Annotated in this window: 18 protein-coding genes; 14 read left to right on the top strand and 4 right to left on the bottom strand. The window is 56.2% G+C overall.

The genetic code is table 11. The annotated features are described in order from the left end of the window. Positions 1–13: 13 nt before the first annotated feature. Positions 14–463, top strand: coding sequence for a methyltransferase family protein (locus tag EYC82_RS08785; RefSeq protein WP_279249162.1), 450 nt, complete (start codon positions 14–16; stop codon positions 461–463). Positions 464–479: 16 nt separating this feature from the next. Here the strand turns inward: EYC82_RS08785 and hemH are convergent, their stop codons facing one another. Then, positions 480–1,514 (bottom strand): ferrochelatase, encoded by a 1,035-nt coding sequence (hemH, locus tag EYC82_RS08780; RefSeq protein WP_279249161.1) that lies wholly within the window; start codon positions 1,512–1,514, stop codon positions 480–482. A gap of 259 nt (positions 1,515–1,773) precedes the next feature. Here hemH and glpE point away from each other — a divergent pair, with 259 nt between their 5' ends. The 7 genes from glpE to EYC82_RS08745 all read left to right on the top strand — a co-directional run bounded on the left by glpE (position 1,774) and on the right by EYC82_RS08745 (position 9,331). Continuing rightward, on the top strand, positions 1,774–2,073 hold the full coding sequence (gene glpE / locus EYC82_RS08775) for a thiosulfate sulfurtransferase GlpE (RefSeq protein ID WP_279249160.1): 300 nt from the start codon (positions 1,774–1,776) through the stop codon (positions 2,071–2,073). Between the two features lie 282 nt (positions 2,074–2,355). Then, positions 2,356–3,528 (top strand): acyl-CoA dehydrogenase family protein, encoded by a 1,173-nt coding sequence (locus EYC82_RS08770; protein WP_279249159.1) that lies wholly within the window; start codon positions 2,356–2,358, stop codon positions 3,526–3,528. Positions 3,529–3,546: 18 nt separating this feature from the next. Then, positions 3,547–4,179 carry a glutathione S-transferase family protein gene (locus tag EYC82_RS08765; RefSeq protein WP_279249158.1) on the top strand — a complete coding sequence of 211 codons (633 nt, stop codon included), beginning with the start codon at positions 3,547–3,549 and terminating at the stop codon, positions 4,177–4,179. Between the two features lie 4 nt (positions 4,180–4,183). Then, positions 4,184–5,386, top strand: a complete 1,203-nt coding sequence (locus tag EYC82_RS08760) for an acyl-CoA dehydrogenase family protein (RefSeq protein ID WP_279249157.1) — start codon at positions 4,184–4,186, stop codon at positions 5,384–5,386. A 14-nt stretch (positions 5,387–5,400) separates the two neighbouring features. Beyond that, positions 5,401–6,522 (top strand): acyl-CoA dehydrogenase family protein, encoded by a 1,122-nt coding sequence (locus EYC82_RS08755; RefSeq protein ID WP_279249156.1) that lies wholly within the window; start codon positions 5,401–5,403, stop codon positions 6,520–6,522. A 30-nt stretch (positions 6,523–6,552) separates the two neighbouring features. Next, positions 6,553–8,007 carry an ABC1 kinase family protein gene (locus EYC82_RS08750; protein ID WP_279249155.1) on the top strand — a complete coding sequence of 485 codons (1,455 nt, stop codon included), beginning with the start codon at positions 6,553–6,555 and terminating at the stop codon, positions 8,005–8,007. Further along, entirely contained in the window at positions 7,997–9,331 is a 1,335-nt protein-coding gene (locus EYC82_RS08745) for an ABC1 kinase family protein (protein ID WP_279249154.1), read from the top strand. The genes EYC82_RS08750 and EYC82_RS08745 overlap by 11 nt, the downstream gene beginning before the upstream one ends. A 209-nt stretch (positions 9,332–9,540) precedes the next feature. Here the strand turns inward: EYC82_RS08745 and EYC82_RS08740 are convergent, their stop codons facing one another. Next, the gene (locus tag EYC82_RS08740; RefSeq protein ID WP_279249153.1) at positions 9,541–10,767 is read right to left on the bottom strand and encodes an MFS transporter; all 1,227 of its coding nucleotides are present in this window, start codon (positions 10,765–10,767) and stop codon (positions 9,541–9,543) included. Between the two features lie 389 nt (positions 10,768–11,156). On the opposite strand from EYC82_RS08740, the gene EYC82_RS08735 reads away from it, so the two are divergent. The 5 genes from EYC82_RS08735 (at position 11,157) to EYC82_RS08715 (ending at position 17,603) form a co-directional block, all read left to right on the top strand. Beyond that, entirely contained in the window at positions 11,157–11,531 is a 375-nt protein-coding gene (locus EYC82_RS08735; RefSeq protein WP_279249152.1) for a hypothetical protein, read from the top strand. Positions 11,532–11,569: 38 nt separating this feature from the next. Then, positions 11,570–12,349 (top strand): hypothetical protein, encoded by a 780-nt coding sequence (locus EYC82_RS08730; protein WP_279249151.1) that lies wholly within the window; start codon positions 11,570–11,572, stop codon positions 12,347–12,349. Positions 12,350–12,429: 80 nt separating this feature from the next. Continuing rightward, the gene (locus tag EYC82_RS08725) at positions 12,430–14,760 is read left to right on the top strand and encodes a hypothetical protein (protein ID WP_279249150.1); all 2,331 of its coding nucleotides are present in this window, start codon (positions 12,430–12,432) and stop codon (positions 14,758–14,760) included. 51 nt (positions 14,761–14,811) lie between these two features. Continuing rightward, positions 14,812–16,071: an NAD-binding protein gene (locus tag EYC82_RS08720; protein ID WP_279249149.1), complete on the top strand. Its 1,260-nt coding sequence runs from the start codon at positions 14,812–14,814 to the stop codon at positions 16,069–16,071. Positions 16,072–16,250: 179 nt separating this feature from the next. After that, positions 16,251–17,603 carry a cytochrome P450 gene (locus EYC82_RS08715; RefSeq protein WP_279249148.1) on the top strand — a complete coding sequence of 451 codons (1,353 nt, stop codon included), beginning with the start codon at positions 16,251–16,253 and terminating at the stop codon, positions 17,601–17,603. Here EYC82_RS08715 and EYC82_RS08710 read toward each other — a convergent pair. Continuing rightward, positions 17,600–18,088, bottom strand: a complete 489-nt coding sequence (locus EYC82_RS08710) for a DUF3237 domain-containing protein (RefSeq protein ID WP_279249147.1) — start codon at positions 18,086–18,088, stop codon at positions 17,600–17,602. The two genes, EYC82_RS08715 and EYC82_RS08710, sit on opposite strands and share 4 nt — an antisense overlap. A 210-nt stretch (positions 18,089–18,298) precedes the next feature. On the opposite strand from EYC82_RS08710, the gene EYC82_RS08705 reads away from it, so the two are divergent. Further along, positions 18,299–18,709, top strand: a complete 411-nt coding sequence (locus EYC82_RS08705) for a putative quinol monooxygenase (RefSeq protein ID WP_279249146.1) — start codon at positions 18,299–18,301, stop codon at positions 18,707–18,709. Here the strand turns inward: EYC82_RS08705 and EYC82_RS08700 are convergent. After that, a complete protein-coding gene (locus EYC82_RS08700) occupies positions 18,706–19,533 on the bottom strand; it encodes a ThuA domain-containing protein (RefSeq protein ID WP_279249145.1) in 828 nt (275 codons plus the stop codon). The two genes, EYC82_RS08705 and EYC82_RS08700, sit on opposite strands and share 4 nt — an antisense overlap. Between the last annotated feature and the right edge of the window lie 4 nt (positions 19,534–19,537).

Raw genomic sequence — 19,537 nt, 5'->3', positions numbered from 1 at the left:
CGAAGGAGCGGACATGGTAAAGCGCATCATCTATCCACCCATCTGGCTGGCTTTTGGGCTGACCGCAATTTTTGCTTTGAACGAGTTTTTGCCCGGTCTTCGGTTCACGTCAGGGATATCACAAGGCTTGGGAGGCGGACTGATCGTCATCGGGCTCTGGTTGTTGGTGACGGCGGGCGGCTTGTTTCATCGCGCCGGTACAGACCTGGTGCCGTTTCGCAATGTCACCAGTCTTGTCACCGAGGGCGTCTACAGGTTTACACGCAACCCGATGTACCTGGGCATGCTGTCCGTGCTGCTTGGTTGTGCCGTTACCGTGGGTTCAACCTGCGCACTGGCTGTACCTGTCTTGTTCGGTATCATTATTGAGCTGCGTTTTATTCGTCCGGAAGAGGCTATGCTGCGCGAGCTGTTTCCGGAGGATTTTGCCGCTTATTGCGAGCGGGTGCGGCGCTGGCTGTGAGACACTCTCCGCGTGCTCAGTGAGGGGCGTGCAGCCAGTCGGCAATCTGTGCGCGAACAATTCCTGCCAGTGCATCAATGTGTGCGGGCTGCGCATTCAGACAGGGAATATAGTCATAGCGCTCGCCGCCCGCTGTGGTGAAGGTGTCCCGGTTTTCCAGAGCAATTTCTTCCAGTGTCTCCAGACAATCCGCGGAGAAACCCGGGCAGACAACTTGCACGGACTTTACCCCCTGTTCCGGCAGGGCTTCGAGGGTTTTATCCGTGTAGGGCTGCAACCACTCTTGCCGGCCGAAGCGGGACTGGAACGTGGTGAGATAGTCGTCTTCCTCCAAGCCGAGCTTTTCAGCGATGAGCCGAGAGGTTTTGAGGCACTCACAATGGTAGGGGTCTCCCTCTTCCAGATTGCGCTTGGGTAGACCGTGAAAAGAGAACACCAGTTTTTCTGCCTGACCGTGCTCCTCCCTGTACAGGCGAACCGAGTTTGCCACGGCATCAATGTATGCGGGATTGTCGTGGTAGTGTGTAATAAACCGCAGGTCTGGAATCCAGCGCCGGCCGTGCAGGTCGGCGGCAACCGCATCGAAGGTGGAGCCCGTAGTGGTGGCACTGTACTGCGGGTAAAGGGGAAGAACCAGTAGTTTTCTTACTCCTCCCTGCAGCATGTTCTGTAAAACATCAGCGATCGCGGGTGTGCCATAACGCATAGCGAATTCCACTGTTACCCTTTCGCCGAACTCGGCCTGTAAATTGTCTCGCAGCGCTGAGGTCTGATCTTCGGTGTGGTAGAGCAGGGGGGAGCCGCGGTCTGTCCAGACAGAGCGATAAGCGGCGGCTGATCGTCCCGGGCGAACATTGAGAATCACACCGTTGAGTATGAGCCACCAAACGGGACGCGGTATCTCTACCACACGATGATCCCACAGGAATTCCTTCAGGAAACGTCGGCAGCCCTGTTTGTCGGCTGATGCGGGAGTCCCCAGGTTAGTGAGTAGTACGCCGATCCGTGGGGCCTGGTCGTGGTCGAAATTGTCGGTGCCAATAAATGTCATGTTATCGCCAATATACGTTTGCTGGTGGTGAAAGCCAAGGCGCTAGCGAGCGCGGAGCCACAGGGTATAACGAACCCGATCGGTAATACGACCCGCAGCCGCCATTGGATGACAGATTATGGGCAGTCGCCGGTCGGCCCGGTTTCTAGCAGGCATGCGCCTGGGCTGTGTGTACCCAGGTCCCACAGACCGCTCACTCGAGCCAGCGATTAGGATACACTGTTGACATCATGTTTAGTGCCGAAGCGGAGCGAAAGCCATGCCTTACAAACAGATTTCGATTGACGATGCTAAAGAATTTATCGACGCAGGTGGTGTCACTGTGGCCGATATCCGGGACGCCGGCGCTTATCAGTCGGGCAGTATTGCCGGCGCGGTCAATATTCAGCAGGATACGATGGACACATTTTTGGCAGACACGGACAAAACGCTGCCCCTGATCGTGTGCTGTTACCACGGTCACTCCAGCCAGAATGCCGCAGAATATTTTTCCGAGCAGGGGTTTGGTGACGTTTACAGCGTGGACGGCGGCTACGAGGCCTGGCGACAAAAATACTGAGCCTGGCCGAGCTGGCTGTCACCATCGTGCGGTTGCGTTCTTTTGTTGTTTCTCTTTTCTCCACAGTGTGGGCGCGTAGCACAGGGTCGGCGAGCATTCGTCGCAGCGAAATTAATGCTCTGAGCACAGCAATAAGCGTACGCCGAAAGGCGCGGTAGGTCGCCCAATGAATCAGCGGATCAAGAGTCGTAATAAGCCGTTCATTGTTAAATTATATGCAGGCTTTGCAGCGCTAAGCTACTATAAGGCCATTGTGTTTCCACCAGACGTTAAGAGATAGCTATGTCACTGGATTTTGACAGCGCCCGCCTGCCCAACCCCAATTTGCGGGAAGAACACCACGAGTGGCGCACCCAGTTGCGCCGTTTTATCGACGCCGAAATCATGCCTTATGCAGAGGAGTGGGATGAGGCCGGCCACATTCCTATCGAGCTGTGGCCGAAGACGGCAAAGGTGGGCTTGCTGGGCCTGGGTTATCCGGAAGAATTCGGCGGTACCAGTGCAGGCATTGACTCCTGGCACCACTGGATTGCCAACGAGGAACTGGCGCGAATCGGGGTGGGTGGAATTCCCGCAAGCCTGATGGTGCATGGGATAGGGCTGCCGCCAGTGATCAACTGGGGCTCCCAGGCCATGAAAGACAGGGTTGCGCCACCCGTACTGGCGGGCGAGAAACATATTTCATTGGGCATCACGGAACCCGGCGCAGGCTCCGACGTCGCGCAGCTGTCGACAACCGCCGTGCGTGATGGTGATCATTATGTCGTCAACGGTTCCAAGACCTACATCACGGGCGGTATGCGCGCTAACTGGGTGTCCACGGCGGTGCGCACGGGCGGAGAGGGAGCGCGCGGCGTTTCCATGCTGTTAATTCCGACTGATGCTGACGGGTTTAGTCGCACCCAGCTGGATCGTAAGCAGGGCTGGTGGGCATCCGACACAGCCACGCTGTATTTTGACAATGTCAGGGTGCCTGTCTCCAATCTCATCGGCGAGGAAAACAAGGGTTTCCTCGTTATCATGACCAATTTCAACAGTGAGCGGATGTTCATGGCGGCCGCAATGGAGGCGCTCGGACGAGTCTGTCTTGAGGAAGCTGTGCAGTGGGCTCAGGAACGAAAGACGTTTGGCAAACGCCTTGCTGATCATCAGGTGATTCGGCACAAAATCGCACAGATGAAACAGAAGTTGAACGCTACCCAGGCATACATAAGAGTGTGCTACGAGTCCTTTGAAATGGGGGAGCCCAATCCGGGTGATATCGCTTTATTAAAGGTACAGGCGAGCGAGACAATGGAGTTCTGCGCGCGTGAGGCTATGCAGATTCTTGGCGGCATGGGCTATATGCGCGGCAGCCGCGTCGAGCGTATTTATCGTGAGGTGCGGGTGAACGCAATAGGTGGCGGCTCCGAGGAAATCATGCGTGACCTCGCGTCGCGCCAGTATGGCGTATAGCCGGCACAGGATGAAACAATGAAGTTATGGCATTGCAAGGGGGCTCGTTCTCTGCGCCCTCTCTGGACTCTGGAAGAGCTTGGGCTGGATTATGAGGTGGACATTCTGCCCTTCCCGCCGCGCATATTTCAGCGGGAGTACCTGGACGTCAACCGATTGGGTACGGTGCCGTTTTTTGTCGACGGCGATACGGAAATGACCGAGTCAGTGGGAATCTGCCAGTACCTGGTTGATCGCTATCAACGCCAGGACTTTGGCCTCGAGCACGCGCACCCAGAATACGGCGCCTACCTCAACTGGTTGCACCATGCGGATGCTACCTTGACCTTCCCCCAGACTATTGCCATGCGCTACTACATTCTGGAGCCGGTGCCGGAGAAGCAGGCAGTGGCAGATGACTACCGCAAGTGGTACCTTTCGCGACTTCGCCGTCTTGACAGCCATCTCGAGCGTCATGAGTTTCTCGTCGATAATCGCTTTACGATTGCCGACATTGCGGTGTCCTATGCGCTGTATCTGGGCCGGGTATTGAAGTTTGACGAAGACTATAAGCCTCAGACGGCAGCCTATTTGCACCGTCTGATGGAGCGGCCAGCCTTCAAGCGAGCGGATGAACAGGGGGAGTCGTCGATGCTCTCCGCGATGGAGTAAGACAATGAGTGTAAGTGAACTGGAACTGACTGAATTCAGGACAGAGGTGTCTGCCTGGATGCACGAGAACAACCCGAAAGATCCCGGTTTTCTGCTGCCCCAGACCTTTATGGAAGTGGGGGACGAGCGGCAGCTGGAATTTCTGCGGGAGTGGCAACATAAGGTTTGGGCCGCAGGTTATCTCGGCATGGCCTGGCCCGAGGAGTATGGCGGGCGTGGCGTTGATCCGTCGTTCCAGACTATTGCCGATCAGGAAATGAGACGCCATGCGGTGCCCATCAGTTTCAACATCATCGGTTTGGGTTGGGCAGGTCCGCTGATAAATGATATCGGTACGGCTGAGGAGAAACAAAAATACCTCAAGCGAATTCTCACGGCGGAGGACGTCTGGTGTCAGGGCTTTTCCGAGCCGGAAAATGGGTCCGATTTGGGCAACGCGCAGACACGCGCAGTGCGCGACGGCGACGAGTACGTCATTAACGGCCAGAAGATATGGACCACCATGGGTAACTTCGCTCAGTACATGATCCTGCTGGCTCGTACCAATCCGGATACTCGCCGTAAATATGATGGCTTGTCCTTTTTCCTTTCCCCGATGAATATCGCGGGGGTAGAAACCCGGCCCATTCGAAAGCTGACCGGAGAATACGGTTTTACCGAGACCTTCTTTACCGATGCACGGATTCCTGCGGACTGCCTGATGGGAGAAGAGGGTCAGGGTTGGAAAATTGCCATGCAGACCCTGCAATACGAGCGCGGTGCTGAGGCGGGCGCGGCCGGCGGTCAGATGATGGTGCGCGTGACAGTCGAAGATATGATTAACGAGTTGCAGGGCGTCAGCCGCGATGAGGCGGCGGTGCTGGATGACCCCCTGCTGCGCGATGAGCTGGTCAGGGCGGTGATGGAAGAGAAATCACAGATATTGGGTGTAAGGCGCGGTGCTATTCCGGGCTTGTCGTCAGATTATCCGGGTTCTCTGCTCCTGTCAGGCAAGTTGCGCATGTCCGAGTCAACGCGTCGGATGCGACAGCTTGCCATCAAGCTGCAGGGTGCTGAGGGTGCCTTGTATGTCGGTGATGAGGAAGCGAGGCAACGCGGTTTCTGGCAGCGTGCCTACCTCAACTCCTTTTCCGCCACTATCGGTGGCGGCACCAGCCAGGTACAAACCAATATAGTAGCCGAGCACGTGCTCGGATTGCCGAAGTAACGGGGGCAGCCACAATGATTATTGGCAATACCACGCTGACGCTGACCGAAGAACAGGGCATGCTTATGGATGTCGCGCGGGAATTTTGTCGCGACAAGTCGCCGATTAGTGCCGTGCGCGAACAATTGGACACCGAGCTCGGATACGACGCGGGTGTCTGGAAGGAAATGATTGCCCTTGGCTGGACCGGCATTGCCCTGCCTGAGGATTGTGGTGGTTCTGGTCTTGGGGTGAGCGCCCTCGTGCCAGTGTTTGAGGCGATGGGGCGGGCCCTGCTGGGCACGCCGCTGCTCACCACATCGCTGGCGGCACAACTTGTCATGCGTGCAGCCGGAGCCGCGCAGGAATCCGTGCTGGCAGATATTGCCAGCGGTAAGATCGCTACACTGGCGCTGACCGAAGACGCCGACTGGGGCCGTGAACATTTTGCGGTGAGCCTGGACAAGAACGGTACCCTTACGGGCATGAAACGTTTTGTGCCGGACGCGGCGGTGGCAGAACTGTTCGTAGTGCCCGTGCAACGTGAGGGGGAATTGGTGATTGCCCTTGTCGGCGCATCGCAACTGCCCGCTGGAGCGATACGCCCCAATACTCTGATAGACGAGACCAAGCGAGCGGCCAACGTCGATTTCACCGGTGTTAGCGTGGATGAGAATAGTGTGATTTCGGGCGGGCAGGTAGCGAATGCCATCAACGATACGCGTCTTATTGGTGCCCTGCTGGTCGCTGCGGAGGCAACAGGGTCTGCGGGAGCGTGTCTGGATACGATCGTCGACTACCTGAAAACGCGCAAGCAGTTCGGTAAGCTCATTGGCTCCTACCAGGCCCTCAAGCACCCCACTGTAGACATTTTGATCGATACGGATTCGTCACGTTCTTTTATCTATCACGCTGCGACCGTGGTCGGGGATGAAACTCTGGAGCGGGACGGCGAGATCGCCTGCCGTATGGCCAAGGCACAGGCTACCGATACACTGCTGCAAGCGGGTGATCGAGCGATACAATTTCACGGTGGGATGGGTTTTACCTACGAGTGCAATGCGCAGTTGTATCTGCGTCGCGCCCAGTGGAGCCAGCAGCAGTTTGGTGACGCTCAACACCATCGCAAGCGCCTCGCGAAACTCTTACTGGGCTAGCTACTCCTGAGTCACCGGGTCGGAAACCCGGTGGTTTATGCGGGTCTGGCCGCTCACTCACTCTCGATCCTGTTACCGATGGCCAAGAAAACACCAAAACTGAAAGGGAATATTCTGCCCCGCTCGCTGTCGATATCACTCGCTGGCGCCCGCGCGGGCGGCGCACTGGCCGCAGACAGCTTGATGCAGCGCGTCATGGGGCGCGATTCGGGAGATTCCCATTCACGTTTTGCCCGCCGCGAAGCTGAAAAATTCGTGCAGGAGTTGGGTAGGCTCAAGGGCACCTATATCAAGATCGGTCAGATGCTGGCGCTGTTTGGCGAGCATTTTCTCCCCGCGGTGTTGGTGGATGCTCTGCGCGACCTGTCAGACAGAACCGAGCCCTTGCATTGGGAAGCACTGGCGCCCTCTGTGCGGGCGTCACTGGGTGAGCGCTACCGTGAACTGGATATCGATCCGGAGGCGGTGGCCGCGGCGTCTTTGTCGCAAGTCCATTTGGCTAAAATCCGCGACAGCGGTGAGTGGATTTGTCTCAAGATTCAGTATCCGGGGCTCGCTAAACTGATCGACGCTGACTTCGACGCGGTGGTGCGGATGTTATTGCTGGCGCGCTGGGTGAAAGCTGGCCGGGATTTGGATGACTGGCTGTCCTCGATGCGCGTGCACCTGCACAACGAAATTGATTACCGGCGAGAAGCCCGCTACACGGAGGAGGTTGCCGCGTTGCTGCACGACATGGAGGCGCCTCTGGTCGATTACTACGTGGCAGAGTTATACCCGCAATACTGCACGGATACTGTGCTTGCGATGGAGTTTATCGAGGGGGTACCGGTGACGGATCCCAGTGTATCAGGCCTCTCGCAAGCGCGTCGCAATGCATTGGGGAAGGGCATGCTTGCGCTGTTTTTCTGCGAGGTCTACCGCTGGGGCGTATTACAAACTGATCCCAATTTTGGTAACTACCTTTTGCGGCTGGACGATCGCCGCAAGCGTGAAGCTCGGGATGACCTGGTCCTTTTGGACTTTGGCTCAGTACTGGATTGCCCCGAGGATTTTCTCTTACACATGCGCAACACAATCGCAGCAGGCCAGCAGCAGGACAGACAGGGGCTGGTCGATGGTCTTATCGGGCTGGGCTGCCTGAAGCGCGATGCCAGTGACGAGGCGCGCAGGTTGTTCGCCGATTTTTGCCTGCACTTGCTTGAACCTTTGCGCCCGCCCGGGCAATTGCCGGCCGAGTACCTTAATGCAAAAGGAGAGTATTGCTGGGGCAGATCGCGATTGATGCGAAGGGCAGGCAAGCAGGCCGCGGTGTCCAGTGCCAGCCGTCATTTCGCCACGCCCTCGAGAGATTTTGCGCTGATCGCTCGCAAGCTCACGGGCGTATACAATTTCATCTCGGCGCTGGACGCTCAGTTCAACGCCTACGAAATGGTCGAATCGCATATACGGCTCTGGCGAGAAAGGGAAAATCATGGCGCGTAAGTCGCAGGGCAAAGACAAAGGGCAGTCGCGGGCGGTTCCGGCATCCCGGTCGAGTCGTTTTGCCAGTATGGCTCGTCTGGCGGGAGGTGTTGCAGGAGGGATGCTTGCGGAGGGCACACGGCAGCTGCGCGCTGGTAAGCGGCCCACTTCCCGAGATTTATTATTGACGCCCGGCAACGCGCGTCGGGTGGCGGATCAGCTCGCTACTATGCGCGGTGCGGCCATGAAGGTCGGCCAAATACTTTCCATGGATACCGGGGATTTCTTGCCCCGTGAATTGACCGATATCCTCGCGCGTCTGCGCGACGATGCCAAGCACATGCCGCACGAGCAGTTGCACAAGGCCATGGCCGAGGCCTATGGCGCCGAGTGGGAATCATTGTTTTATGGGTTTGATACCACTCCTATCGCGGCCGCCTCAATAGGCCAGGTGCACCGCACGATTTCGCCTGATGGGAGAGATATCGTGCTGAAGGTGCAGTACCCCGGTGTGGCGGACAGTATCGAGAGTGACGTCGATAATATCGCCAGCCTGCTGCGTCTGTCGGGGTTGCTACCCGATGGTATGGATATCAGCCCTTTGCTGAAGGACGCTAAAGAGCAGCTCAAGGACGAGGCTGATTACCTCAAAGAAGCCAAATACCTGCAGGATTTCCGCCGGAAGCTTGGGGATGACGAACGCTATGTCTTACCGGAGGTTTTGCCGCAGTTGACCCGCCGCAATGTTCTGGCCATGACGTATGTGAGTGGCGGCCCTATCGACAAGCTGCGTGATGTGCCGCAAGCAGAGCGTGATAGAGTGATGACCGCCCTGTTTGAGCTGATGCTGCAGGAAATGTTCGAGCTGCGGATGATGCAGACAGATCCCAATTTTGCTAACTATCTCTACCGTCGGGACGGGGGCAAAATCGTGCTGCTGGATTTCGGGGCGACGCGTCGCTTCCGTGCCGGGTTTGTTAATGATTACAAGAAGCTGGCCATTGCTGCTATCGCCGGCGATGAGGAACGTCTTGTGGCAGCCGCTGAGCGACTGGGCTATGCCATGGGTGAAGCCGGTGGCGACTATCGGGCGCTCGTTATGCGATTCCTGTCGTTGGTAATGGAGCCAATGCGAGAGGATGTGGCCTATGATTTTGCCGGCTCGGATATGGCGGCGAAAATGTCTGTCATGACGGAAGACATTACCCGCTTTCGCGACGCATGGCGCGCTCCGCCGATGGATGCGATCTATTTTCACCGCAAGGTGGGAGGCATGTTCATGTTAGCAAGCCGCCTGCATGCCCGTGTTAATGTGCATCGCCTGTTGCAACCCTATCTGGCTTGAGATGTTTTTTCAGAGTTTCCTCTGTGCACCCCGCGATGTGTGTTGGTTCAAAGGCGTGTGCATTATCTGTGCAGACTTATCCGGTTCGCTGGCGCTGGCTGGTATCGCCTCGACCCTGATTGTTTGGCACGGTAAAGGGTCATTGAGTTCTTTGGAAAAAGCTCCGCTCGCTTCGGAGAATGAAGCAGGCGGAGTGAGAGAGTCTACGCTTACCCCGCGTGGAGAATGTGCGGTTCTTCGCTGACTTTTTCTCTGCGAATGCGCAGGAGCAGTGGCACCAGCACCACCGCTATCGCAGGTGTAAAGATTGCGAGCAATAACAACAGGGTGGATACCACCCCTATGCTGTCCAGCGCGTAACCCAGCAACGGCCCGCTACCAATAAAGACGACTCTAACGCCGAAGCTCACCAGCGAGTTAACCGTTGCCCGGAAGTTACCCGGCACCCGTCGGTTGAGCGCCTCGTAAAACAGGCTCATGCTCAGTCCACGTGAAACCTGCAAGGCAAAGCCAAAGGCCACGCCGATCCAGCCGGAGCCCAGCGCCATCCCGGCAAGACCGATTAGAGGCAGGGCACCGATCAGGCAAAGTACACCGCGCGTTCCCATGCGCTGTTCCAGCGTGCTGGCAAACCGTGCGGCGACGCTCACTGTGAGCGCAAACGCCGCCCAGATGTAGCCGTACCATGCGGTGGGTATGCCCTGGTGCTCCCAGTATTTCTGGTAAATCCAGAAAACGTAGACCGCCAACAGGCCAAATACGGCGATCGCCAGTGCCGTCCACAGCACCACGGGCTTGCCAAACAACAGCAACTCGAGAATGGAGCGCGCGTTGCTGTTATGGCTGACGTCAACCTTGGGCTGCGGCACTTCAACCAGCAGGAATGCCAGGCACAGGGGCAGTATTGAGATAATGGCCTGCGCGGCTACAACGGTCTCAATAGACCACAGCAGCAAAACACTGGCAACAATGCCCGCAATCCCTGACGCGGCTGCCTCAACCGAAATGAGGCGGCTCAAAGACTTGCTCGCTGTCGCACCGCCGGGAAGCTTTTGCTCCCGCAGGTAGACTTCCGTATCGTAAAGAAGCGCAAGGTCCGCGCCGGATATCAGGCTGTAACCTATGCCGAGAATGGCCTCGTACAGCAGGAAATCGACGAATGACTCCGCCTGCCACAAGCACAGGAACCCCACGGCGAAGAACGCCGATCCCAACAGGATTGCGCGACGCCTGCCCCAGGTGTCTGCGATATAGCCCGAGGGGACCTCAAACAGGGCGATGGTCAGTGCAAACAGGGCCTGCGTTTGCAGTACCTGGCTCATAGACAGGCCGTGGCCCTGCAGCAGCGGCACGTAAACGGGTGTTACCACCATAAAGCTGTTGAAAAAGCCCAGTAGGTAGATGGTCTTGATGTTTTTGTGAAGTGATCTGCTCACGGTCCTGTCCCTGTTAATCCGGGAACCAGAGAGGAGGCAGTTTTTATGAAAACAAAAAAAAGGCCTCCGGAATCTGGTTCTCGGAGGCCTTTTTTAAATGATGATTAAATCAAGTGCTTCCTGAAACCAACCTGTGCGACCACAGGCAGACCGGCATCACGGCGATCGAGCCGTGGCGCTTGGTCTTGCTAGTCTGTGTCGCAAAAGTGGCTTGCATGGTCTTCACTTCGATAGTTTAAGGTGTGCCGTCAGGCAGGCGCGCATACTGCGCCTGTTTCAGGCGCGGGTCAATGTGAGATTGGCAGCGTTACAAAAATTCACACTCTGTTCAGCGTGGTGAAGCCTGCTTAATTGCGCTATCTTCAAGGTTCCGGAAGAAGGAGAAACGTATGTTACGACGCGCCGTTGTGCTGTGGATTACCCTGTTAGTGACGCCCCTAACCTGGGGTGATGAAATGACCGCTGCGGCGGAAATGTTCTGTGAAAAAGTAAAAGTGTGCGCTATGGCGCAAATGGCAGAGGAGGATATGACTCCGGAAGTGCGGGGAATGATGGAACCCATACTGAACAATATGTGTAGCAATATACAAAGCCGTGTCGTCGGAAAGGTGCCCGAGGGAAGTCCTCTGTACGGCCCCGCCATTGGCTGTATGCGCAGTATGGAATCGCTTACCTGCGCACAGATACAGGATTTGGCGTCGTCGGAAACCGCGGAGTGTCAGTCTTTTCGTGAAAAAGCGGAGGCCGCGTCAGCACGGGGCTGATTGCATAGCCTGCCCGGCAGAAAAAGAGGTCGAGCATCGTGTTGCCCGTCACCAACCCCGCGCGCATCGGAAGGCGTATTCTCAAACGTCTTCTTTACTCGATGCTGGCGCTGCGCGATGCCTTCATGATACTGCTGGGCAAGGTGCAACCCACTATTGCCTTTACCGTAGAAGCGCAGCCTTGCTCGGTATACTTCAATTTCCGTATTCGTCCTGATCGACAAGATGCATTTTCCCGCTATATTAATCTCGCCCGTGGTCTTGAACTGGCGCCCATACGGTGCCTGGAAGTCGAAGAGCCCGATCTGTTGCTAACGCTGAACGTCTACCGGGTCAGCGGCCTTGTCAGTGGCCTGCGCGCGGAGTGGTCGACCTATATCCGGGACTCAGAGGGCAAGCCACGGTATATGGTCTTAGAGGCCCGTTGCGGCAGCGGTTCTATGGACCCCGTGAATTTATTTACCCAGCCGGACAGGGTAGAGCACGTTATAACGGCTAATCGTGTTGATACTCTGGTGGCCTCCAACGAGGGTGACCTGTTTCGCTCCGGTTTCGTAATGGCGGATGACGATCCGTCGGTAGCGGTTCACAAGGAATGGATTATTGCGAACGACACAATTTATTGGCGCAATGGTATTTACGACCGGACGTACTACGATGCCAGTATGATTGATGCGCCGGTACGCAGTATTCCGCTGAAATCTGTCACTATCCGTGATCTGACCCATTGGGCGCCCTTTCTGGAGCCCGAGGCCAAACATGTGCTGAAATACGAGGGGCCGCTGCACTTTATGATCAACCCCTGGGTCAATATCTAGGACAGGTGCCTGTGCGGGTCTAAACAAATCCGCCTTTGCAGGGTATGCTGTCGGTCTCATGATTTGATAGCGAGTGCGCCATGAACTCTCCTTTCACAAAATTTGTCAGCCTGTTGTGTATTACCCTGATGACCGCTGCCTGCAGCGACAGCAGTGATAATGGTAGCGGTACGGGTGCTGTCTCTATCGCTGCTCTCCCTGGAGAGTCAGTTTACGAGGCGGCGAATGCCTGTGTGGCGATCTCCCCGGATGAGGGCAAATATTACATCAGCGGCACGCCCGTCATCCCCGACGATGACGCGGGTGGCGCAGGTGCAGGATGGGAGTCAGATTTAACCGGTGTAGGCGTTGCAGATCTATCTGATGCGGGTCGTTTTCTGTTGCGACCGTCTGATTTGGGCAAGTACCTGATCTACGACCGGGTGGGAAACTACCTGGTCTCAAACGGGGACGTGCTGCTGCTTGCGACGCAGCTGGCCTCAGACACCGGCGTGGTCGATGGCGAGGTAGTGATTGAAGACCGCATGCAGTCAGAGGGCGAATGGCAGCTTTATACAACGGCTAATGGGCGCTACCAGCTGCAGCATATCAAGTCTGGTGCCTATATTGGGAGCGAGGGCGCAATGGTCACGGAAGATCAAGCCGCTTCCCTGTTGTTGGCCTTGCAAACAGACTGTGCAGAGTTTCCAGAGTTGACGCTTGATGCCAGCGGTGAAGTCACGGTTACGGAGTTTGAGGATGGCTCTGTTTTTGGTTTTGTTGAAAGTCATGCCCATCTCTTTACCAATCTCGCCTTCGGTGGTGGTGGCACATTCCATGGTGCACCGTTTCACCCGCTGGGGGTGGAGCATGCCCTGCCGGACTGCGACCTGGTGCACGGGGAAGAGGGACGCCGGGACATTATGGGTTCGAGCTTTTCCGGAGGTGATCTTGATGCATTGTTGGTGGCGCTGGTTGCGGGTGAGCTGCCCGAAAAAGATCACGATACAGAGGGTTACCCGGTCTTTACCGAGTGGCCAGCGGCACCCTCCAGCGCCACTCACCAGGTGCAGTACTACAAGTGGTTGGAGCGCGCCTACCTCTCTGGCTTGCGACTGTTGATACAACACGCCACCACGAATGAAATTCTGTGCCAGTTGACTACGGGGGTCGGCGCGCAACCGCGTCGGTTCGACTGTAACGACATGGTGAACGTCGATAGAATTATTGAGGCAACCTACGCCATGGAGCGTTATATCGATGCTCAGGAAGGTGGCCCCGGCGAGGGTTGGTTCCGCATCGTGTTTAGTCCGGCAGAAGCCCGCGAGGAGATAAAGGCGGGCAACCTCGCGGTGGTCTTGGGTATCGAGACGTCAGATCTCTTTGATTGTTACCTGGTGCCGTTTGGCGATTTCAGCGCCTGCACCGAAGCCGATGTGCTGGCGAAATTGGATGAATACCACGATCGTGGCGTACGCGCATTGTTTCCCGTGCACAAATATGACAATGGGTTCTCCGCGGGAGACGGGGACCGCGGTATTATCGATATCGGCAACTTCAGTCATACCGGGCATTACAATAACTATGTGGAGTGCCCCGAAGAGCTATTGGAATTTTCGGGTGGATTTGACAGTGGTGGTGTTGTTTTTGCCGGCCTCAATCAGCCAAGGGACATCTATGATTCGCAACCGCTGTTCGATATGAGCGGTTATGCGGATGATCCAGTGGGTACCTTGTTCCAGTTTTCGAACCTATTGCTCGGTGCAGACTCTTTGGACGGGGAGTATTGCCAGAAGCATGGCCTCACTGATCTGGGCGAATTCCTCATTGAGGAAATGATGAAGCGGGGCATGATTCTCGAGGTTGATCACCTGCCTCGCAAGAGCTATCAGCGGGCTTTTGAAATACTTGAGGAAAACGACTACCCGGCTATCGGAACGCACGGCCGTAACAAGAACGGTGAAATTTACGCGTTGGGTGGCATGTCAAAGTTTAACTTTGGGCGCTGCCGCTCAGCATCTACACCGGCGACGATGGATGACGGATTTCAGTCGCGGATAGCGTTGATGAAAGAGAAGGGCGCATTTCCGGCGGAGGGCTTCGGTTTTGACCTGAACGGTTTTGCTGGCGCGCCAAGCCCGCGCTTTGGTGAGCGCGCCAATTGTTCAGATCCGCAGACAGATGAGGGTATTACCTATCCCTTTAAGTCCTATGCCGGAGATATCACTCTTGAGCAGCCGGTAGTGGGGAATCGGACGCTGGACTTTAATACCGAGGGTATGGTGCATCTGGGGCTGGTAGCGGAGCTCATCGAAGATGTGCGCCGTGACGGAGCTACCGACGAGGAGCTTGAGCCGCTGTTCAAGTCGGCGGAGGGGTATTTGCGGATGTGGGAAAAAGCGCAATCCCGGGGTCTGGCGCTATCCCAATAATACCACCTGTTCAGCCACCCAGGTGCCCGCGCTGTCGGGTATCATGGGGGCATGAGCGGTTCCAGCCTGCAAAAGTCTAAATTTCCCTGGCGTCCTGCCGGCGCCCTGTTTTTTTTCGCCGCGGCCCTGATCGGTTTTGCTTCGGGGGTGTCTGTCACCGAGCGCCCTGAGGTGGCGGGTGCCAGTCTACTGACCCAGGCTTACTACAGTCTCAGTCTCTTCGTGGTCGGTGGGGTCGATCTCGGGACGCCCTATGGTGGACCCTTGTTTGGCCGGGTGCTGGTTTGGATTTCTTATTTTGGCGCACCCATTCTTGCGGCCTCTACTCTGATAGGCGCCTTGTTGCGAGCGCTGGCGCCCCAGAGTTGGAAGCTGCGACGTATCAAGAATCATGTGGTCATCGTGGGTGCGGGGGAGCTCTCCCTCAGTTATCTCCGCGTGCTGAGGCGGCACAGCCCGAACATACCAGTGGTTGTCGTGTCCCGGGAGACGCCAGAGCAGTCTGTGCTGGATGAGTTTGAGCAGGGACTGGGAGCAGTCACCGTCGTGGGTGATATTACCCATGAGTTTTTTCTGCGCCAGTTGCACGTGGAGCGGGCGCACAAAATTCTTCTGCTCGCGGATAACAGCCTGCGTAGCTATGAAGCGGCCAGCACTCTGTTAGCGATGGTGCCGGGAATCGGCGAGCGCATCGTCATTCACTGTGTCCGACTGCGGTTTATGCGGGCCATGCAAAACACATTGGTGTCCAGGAGCTGTGAGACGTTTAATACCTACCATTTGGCTGCAAAAGGGTTAGTGCGGGATCGCATGTTGCAACAGTTCCGCGAAACGCGCGATAAGGATGTGGTGATTATCGCGGGTTTTGGACGTTTCGGTCAGACCATTCTCGAAGAACTGCAGCGCGACGCAGCAGACGAACTGGAGACGGTTGCCATATTGGAGCGTGACGCTCACCGCCGCATTCTTGTGGCAGAAGAGCAAATGTCATTTGATGAGGGTTACCGAAGGGAAGTGTTCGAGGGAGATATCTCTCACCCGGAAGTGTGGCAAAGGGTGCAAGACGAAATCGATATCAAGCCGGATGGCGAGAATGCGGCATTTGTTCTGGGAACAGGTCTTGAAGAAGATAACCTGCGCACGGCTTTGTGGATTCGGCGCAAGTACCCGCGGGCGATGGTGATTGCCCGCAGTAGTCGCAAGTCGCGATTTGCCAGCGATGTCGCTGCAGAGAATGGCTTTATCAGTATCAGCATTAACCAACTCGTCGAGGAAAATATTCCTACGAGCTGGATCGAGTTCACCAATTGACGTCTCTCCCTCTCGCTATCTGCGCCGCACGTAAGTTCGCTCGAATTCCTTAACAGGGTTACTTGCCTGTCGCGACTGCGTGTCGCCCATAAAACCCGCAGGGTAAGCGGTGGGGCAGATCAACACTTTGAGATTAACTTTACGTTATGATGACGACCCGGAGATAAAATGCTAACACTATGAATAATAAGACTCCGAATCATGACCAGTCACCGCTGTCCTGCCCTCACACGCTTGAGGATATCGATCTCTTTGCGCCTGGTGCTCAGGAGCACTGGTACGAGGCTTACCCCATACTCCATCGGGAAGCGCCGGTGCTGCGCCTTCCGGGGGAGGGAATCGATGGCAAGGGTGACGGTTTTGTCCTGAATAGCTACGAGGATATAGAGCGTGTTGTGAAGGACCCCGAGCGCTTTACGCCTCTGATGACCATGAAAGTCGAAGAGATGCAGTCGATGCTGGATCAAGGCGAGCAGCTCCCGAATGACGCGTCCCGTTTCGACCTGGCCATGGACTCCGTGCGCACATTGCGACCAACGGCAGCGCTATGGCGCGCTCATCGGCAGGAGCTTACAGATCCATGGGTAGGTCCCGGTGCCAAGCGGCATGAGGCAATGATACGTGCGGTGGCAGATGAGCTGATTGATCGGTGGATAGATCGTAATGATGGCGATGGATGGGGTACGGTTGAGTTTGTGGACGAGTTTGCGCGCGCCTTACCCCAGCGTGTAATGGCCAATGTGCTGGGGTTTCCACCAGAGGATGTAGGCCAGCTTGCGCTCTGGGGTAATGCGCAGGTTATGCAGTATGTTTATGGCAAAGGGCATATGAATATGCTCGACGAGGAGAGCATGTTGCTGCAGGCAAAGCAGCTCGATGGCTTTGCCGACTACCTCGCCGATCAGGTAGCAAAAAAACGGCGACAGCCGCAGAACGATATGATTAGTGAGCTGACGCAAGTTAAATACAAGGCGCTCAATCGCAAGCTGACCGACGAGGAAGTCTACGGCATTATCTATTTCATGGTGCTGGGCGGACTGGAAACCACGCAGTATGCCCTTGAAGAGGAGGCACAATTACTGTGCGAGCAGTCGGGGTTGTTTAATACGATCAAGGCGAACAACAGTGCGATAAGAGCTTTCACTGAGGAGTCGATGCGCTTGCGGGCACCCACACAGGGTCTGTCGACACGGTTAACAACTCGGGAAGAGGTGTTTCAGGGCGTGACAGTCCCGGCGGGTTCTATTTTACATATTCGATTTGGAGCGGGTAACGTCGATCCAAAACAATATGAGTGTCCGTACGAGTTAAAGCTCGATCGTAAGTCCCTCGGCAATCACCTGACATTTTCGCAGGGTCCGCGCACTTGCCCCGGGGCAGGCATTTCACGGGTAGAGCAGGTTGTGGCCTGGCAGCAGCTGTGCAGCCGGTTGGATAGCATTGAATATGCACCGGACAATGCCTTTGAGCATCAACCGGGAATAATGCTTGGCACGCTATCGCTGAATTTACGCTTCAAGCGTGCGGCTTAGTTGATTTGGAATATGCGGTAGCCCAATCCATCCGGTGTGAATCGCCCGATACCGACAGCAAGAATTTTATTCAGCCAACTGTAGCGTTTATCACCGGTGCGAAAGGTCGGTGCCGTGCGAAAGTAATAACTGGATGGGTCGAGGTCTGACATCGCTATCCCGGATTCCAGCAAGTGCTTCGGCACGTCGATGAAACCGTAGTACTGCACATAGATTAGTGCATTGTCTTCAGTCTGCCATACGGCTCTGACATTGACCTGGTAAGAATTTTGTCCGTCGAGAGAGAGTGCCGGCCAGTCACCGCCGCCCGGTAATACGTGTCCGGTGAGCCCGGGGCCACTGAAGTCACCGCTGGCGATGTAGCCTATATTGGTCGCCCCCCAGGGTGAATCTATTGTGCCGGGACTGTCCGGCGCGGGAAGCAATTCGACGTCGCACAGCCAATCACCGGTCAAGTGCAGCATGTCATAGTCCGCTTTTGGCATGGGTGTCCCTCCTGTGTGCAATCCGCGTTCGGTGTAGTCAGCACCTTATTCCGCGCAGTCCGCGCAGGCAAGTCCGCGTGGTCGGTAAATCATTGCGGCTTTCATACCAGGCGTGGTGCCGTTGAAGACGTGCCCTAACGATCGATATCTGGACCTGTAGCCATTTGCTTGTTAGCGTCTTGGATTGTCTTGAAGAGGGGAAACCGTGCGATGAGTACACTGCTGGCAAAAATTCAGATTCACACGGGCCAGGAAGAGGAGTTCGAGGAAGTGATGGCCTATATGTACCGGCAGACACATGCCACCGAGGACGGGGTATTGCGTTACGAGTACTGGCGGGGCAGCGAGCCGGGGTTTTATTATTGCTTGCTGTCATTCAAGGACGCGCTTACTTTCTGGCGACATCAGGCTAGCGACCACCATGAGGGAGAAATGGCCCGTTTTGCACGCTGTATCGCGGATCTCGATCTGGAAGTCATCGACCCGGTGCAGCAGGCCTCGCCCCTGCCGGCAACAGAGGAAGGCGTGGTCTCTGAAGCTGACAGCGATGCAGTCAAGGCAGCTGCGGACGCCTACCCGATAGCCATTAAGGCCTGGTGGTCGGCGCATCGAAAAACCTAGGTAGAATTACTGCGCGCCCATGCGTGTGCAGCCTCTGAACTTACCCAGCGTACTGCGTTGTGCACCAGTTGCCGGAAATATTTATTGGACATTGCTGCGCCGTCGTCGCCTCCCTGCAGGTAGACGATTGGGCTGTTACCCTGGCGTTTTACCCAGCCTACAAAATGGCTGCCCTTGGGGTGAGTCCAGCCCTCGCGGCTGTACATGGTACCGCCCACGGCGCTGGCAGCAGAGTAGAAATGGTCGTCTTCGAAACAATAGTCGCTGGCCAGTAGTGGAATAACGTCGTCTTCGAACACCGGGCAAAGGTATAGCTCGTCAGTCATTTCAAAGCTGTCTGGAATGCCCTGCGTAACAGGGTGATCGCGCAGTTTTGAAATGCGATGGTTCACCTGGTGACAATATCCGGAATCGGGCCATTGCCGATCGCGCAGGGTAGCAGGGCGATAATGAAAGCGACCGCCTACAATTTCCGCATACGCGGGCCAGGCGGGCCAGGCCGCGATCGCGTGGTGGAGGTACACCATCCCGACGCCGGCATCCAGCATGTCGAGATAGTTTTCGCGAAAGCGTGCCGACGGGCTAAGCAGCTGCGGTGCGTCTGCGCTGGTAAAGTCCACGCCGGGCATGTCGTAGCACACGATGGCGTCGAATTCCTCAGCCGCCGCGGGCCCCAACACTCGTTGTGCAACGGGTTGTTCCACATGGCATACGTCAAACTCTTCAAGACCACTCAACAGTGCAGCGTAGGCGTCACGCTCATAGGGATGACCGCGCGCCAGCGCCAACAGTTTATACGATGCGCTGTAGTTAATAATGTCCATGCGT

The sequence above is a fragment of the Candidatus Marimicrobium litorale genome (genome assembly GCF_026262645.1).
In the GTDB taxonomy this organism is placed as follows: domain Bacteria; phylum Pseudomonadota; class Gammaproteobacteria; order Pseudomonadales; family Halieaceae; genus Marimicrobium; species Marimicrobium litorale.
Note: the sequence above shows the minus strand (reverse complement) of the source record. Positions and strands in the feature narration are given on the sequence as shown.

Excerpts from the sequence above, each read along its gene's own strand:
- EYC82_RS08755 (WP_279249156.1), top strand. The coding sequence starts at position 5,401 with ATGATTATTGGCAATACCACGCTGACGCTGACCGAAGAACAGGGCATG.
- EYC82_RS08765 (WP_279249158.1), top strand. The coding sequence starts at position 3,547 with ATGAAGTTATGGCATTGCAAGGGGGCTCGTTCTCTGCGCCCTCTCTGG.
- glpE (WP_279249160.1), top strand. The coding sequence starts at position 1,774 with ATGCCTTACAAACAGATTTCGATTGACGATGCTAAAGAATTTATCGAC.
- EYC82_RS08770 (WP_279249159.1), top strand. The coding sequence starts at position 2,356 with ATGTCACTGGATTTTGACAGCGCCCGCCTGCCCAACCCCAATTTGCGG.
- EYC82_RS08700 (WP_279249145.1), bottom strand. The coding sequence starts at position 19,533 with ATGGACATTATTAACTACAGCGCATCGTATAAACTGTTGGCGCTGGCG.
- EYC82_RS08720 (WP_279249149.1), top strand. The coding sequence starts at position 14,812 with ATGAGCGGTTCCAGCCTGCAAAAGTCTAAATTTCCCTGGCGTCCTGCC.
- EYC82_RS08785 (WP_279249162.1), top strand. The coding sequence starts at position 14 with ATGGTAAAGCGCATCATCTATCCACCCATCTGGCTGGCTTTTGGGCTG.
- EYC82_RS08760 (WP_279249157.1), top strand. The coding sequence starts at position 4,184 with ATGAGTGTAAGTGAACTGGAACTGACTGAATTCAGGACAGAGGTGTCT.
- EYC82_RS08745 (WP_279249154.1), top strand. The coding sequence starts at position 7,997 with ATGGCGCGTAAGTCGCAGGGCAAAGACAAAGGGCAGTCGCGGGCGGTT.
- EYC82_RS08705 (WP_279249146.1), top strand. The coding sequence starts at position 18,299 with ATGAGTACACTGCTGGCAAAAATTCAGATTCACACGGGCCAGGAAGAG.
- hemH (WP_279249161.1), bottom strand. The coding sequence starts at position 1,514 with ATGACATTTATTGGCACCGACAATTTCGACCACGACCAGGCCCCACGG.
- EYC82_RS08710 (WP_279249147.1), bottom strand. The coding sequence starts at position 18,088 with ATGCCAAAAGCGGACTATGACATGCTGCACTTGACCGGTGATTGGCTG.
- EYC82_RS08715 (WP_279249148.1), top strand. The coding sequence starts at position 16,251 with ATGAATAATAAGACTCCGAATCATGACCAGTCACCGCTGTCCTGCCCT.
- EYC82_RS08725 (WP_279249150.1), top strand. The coding sequence starts at position 12,430 with ATGAACTCTCCTTTCACAAAATTTGTCAGCCTGTTGTGTATTACCCTG.
- EYC82_RS08735 (WP_279249152.1), top strand. The coding sequence starts at position 11,157 with ATGTTACGACGCGCCGTTGTGCTGTGGATTACCCTGTTAGTGACGCCC.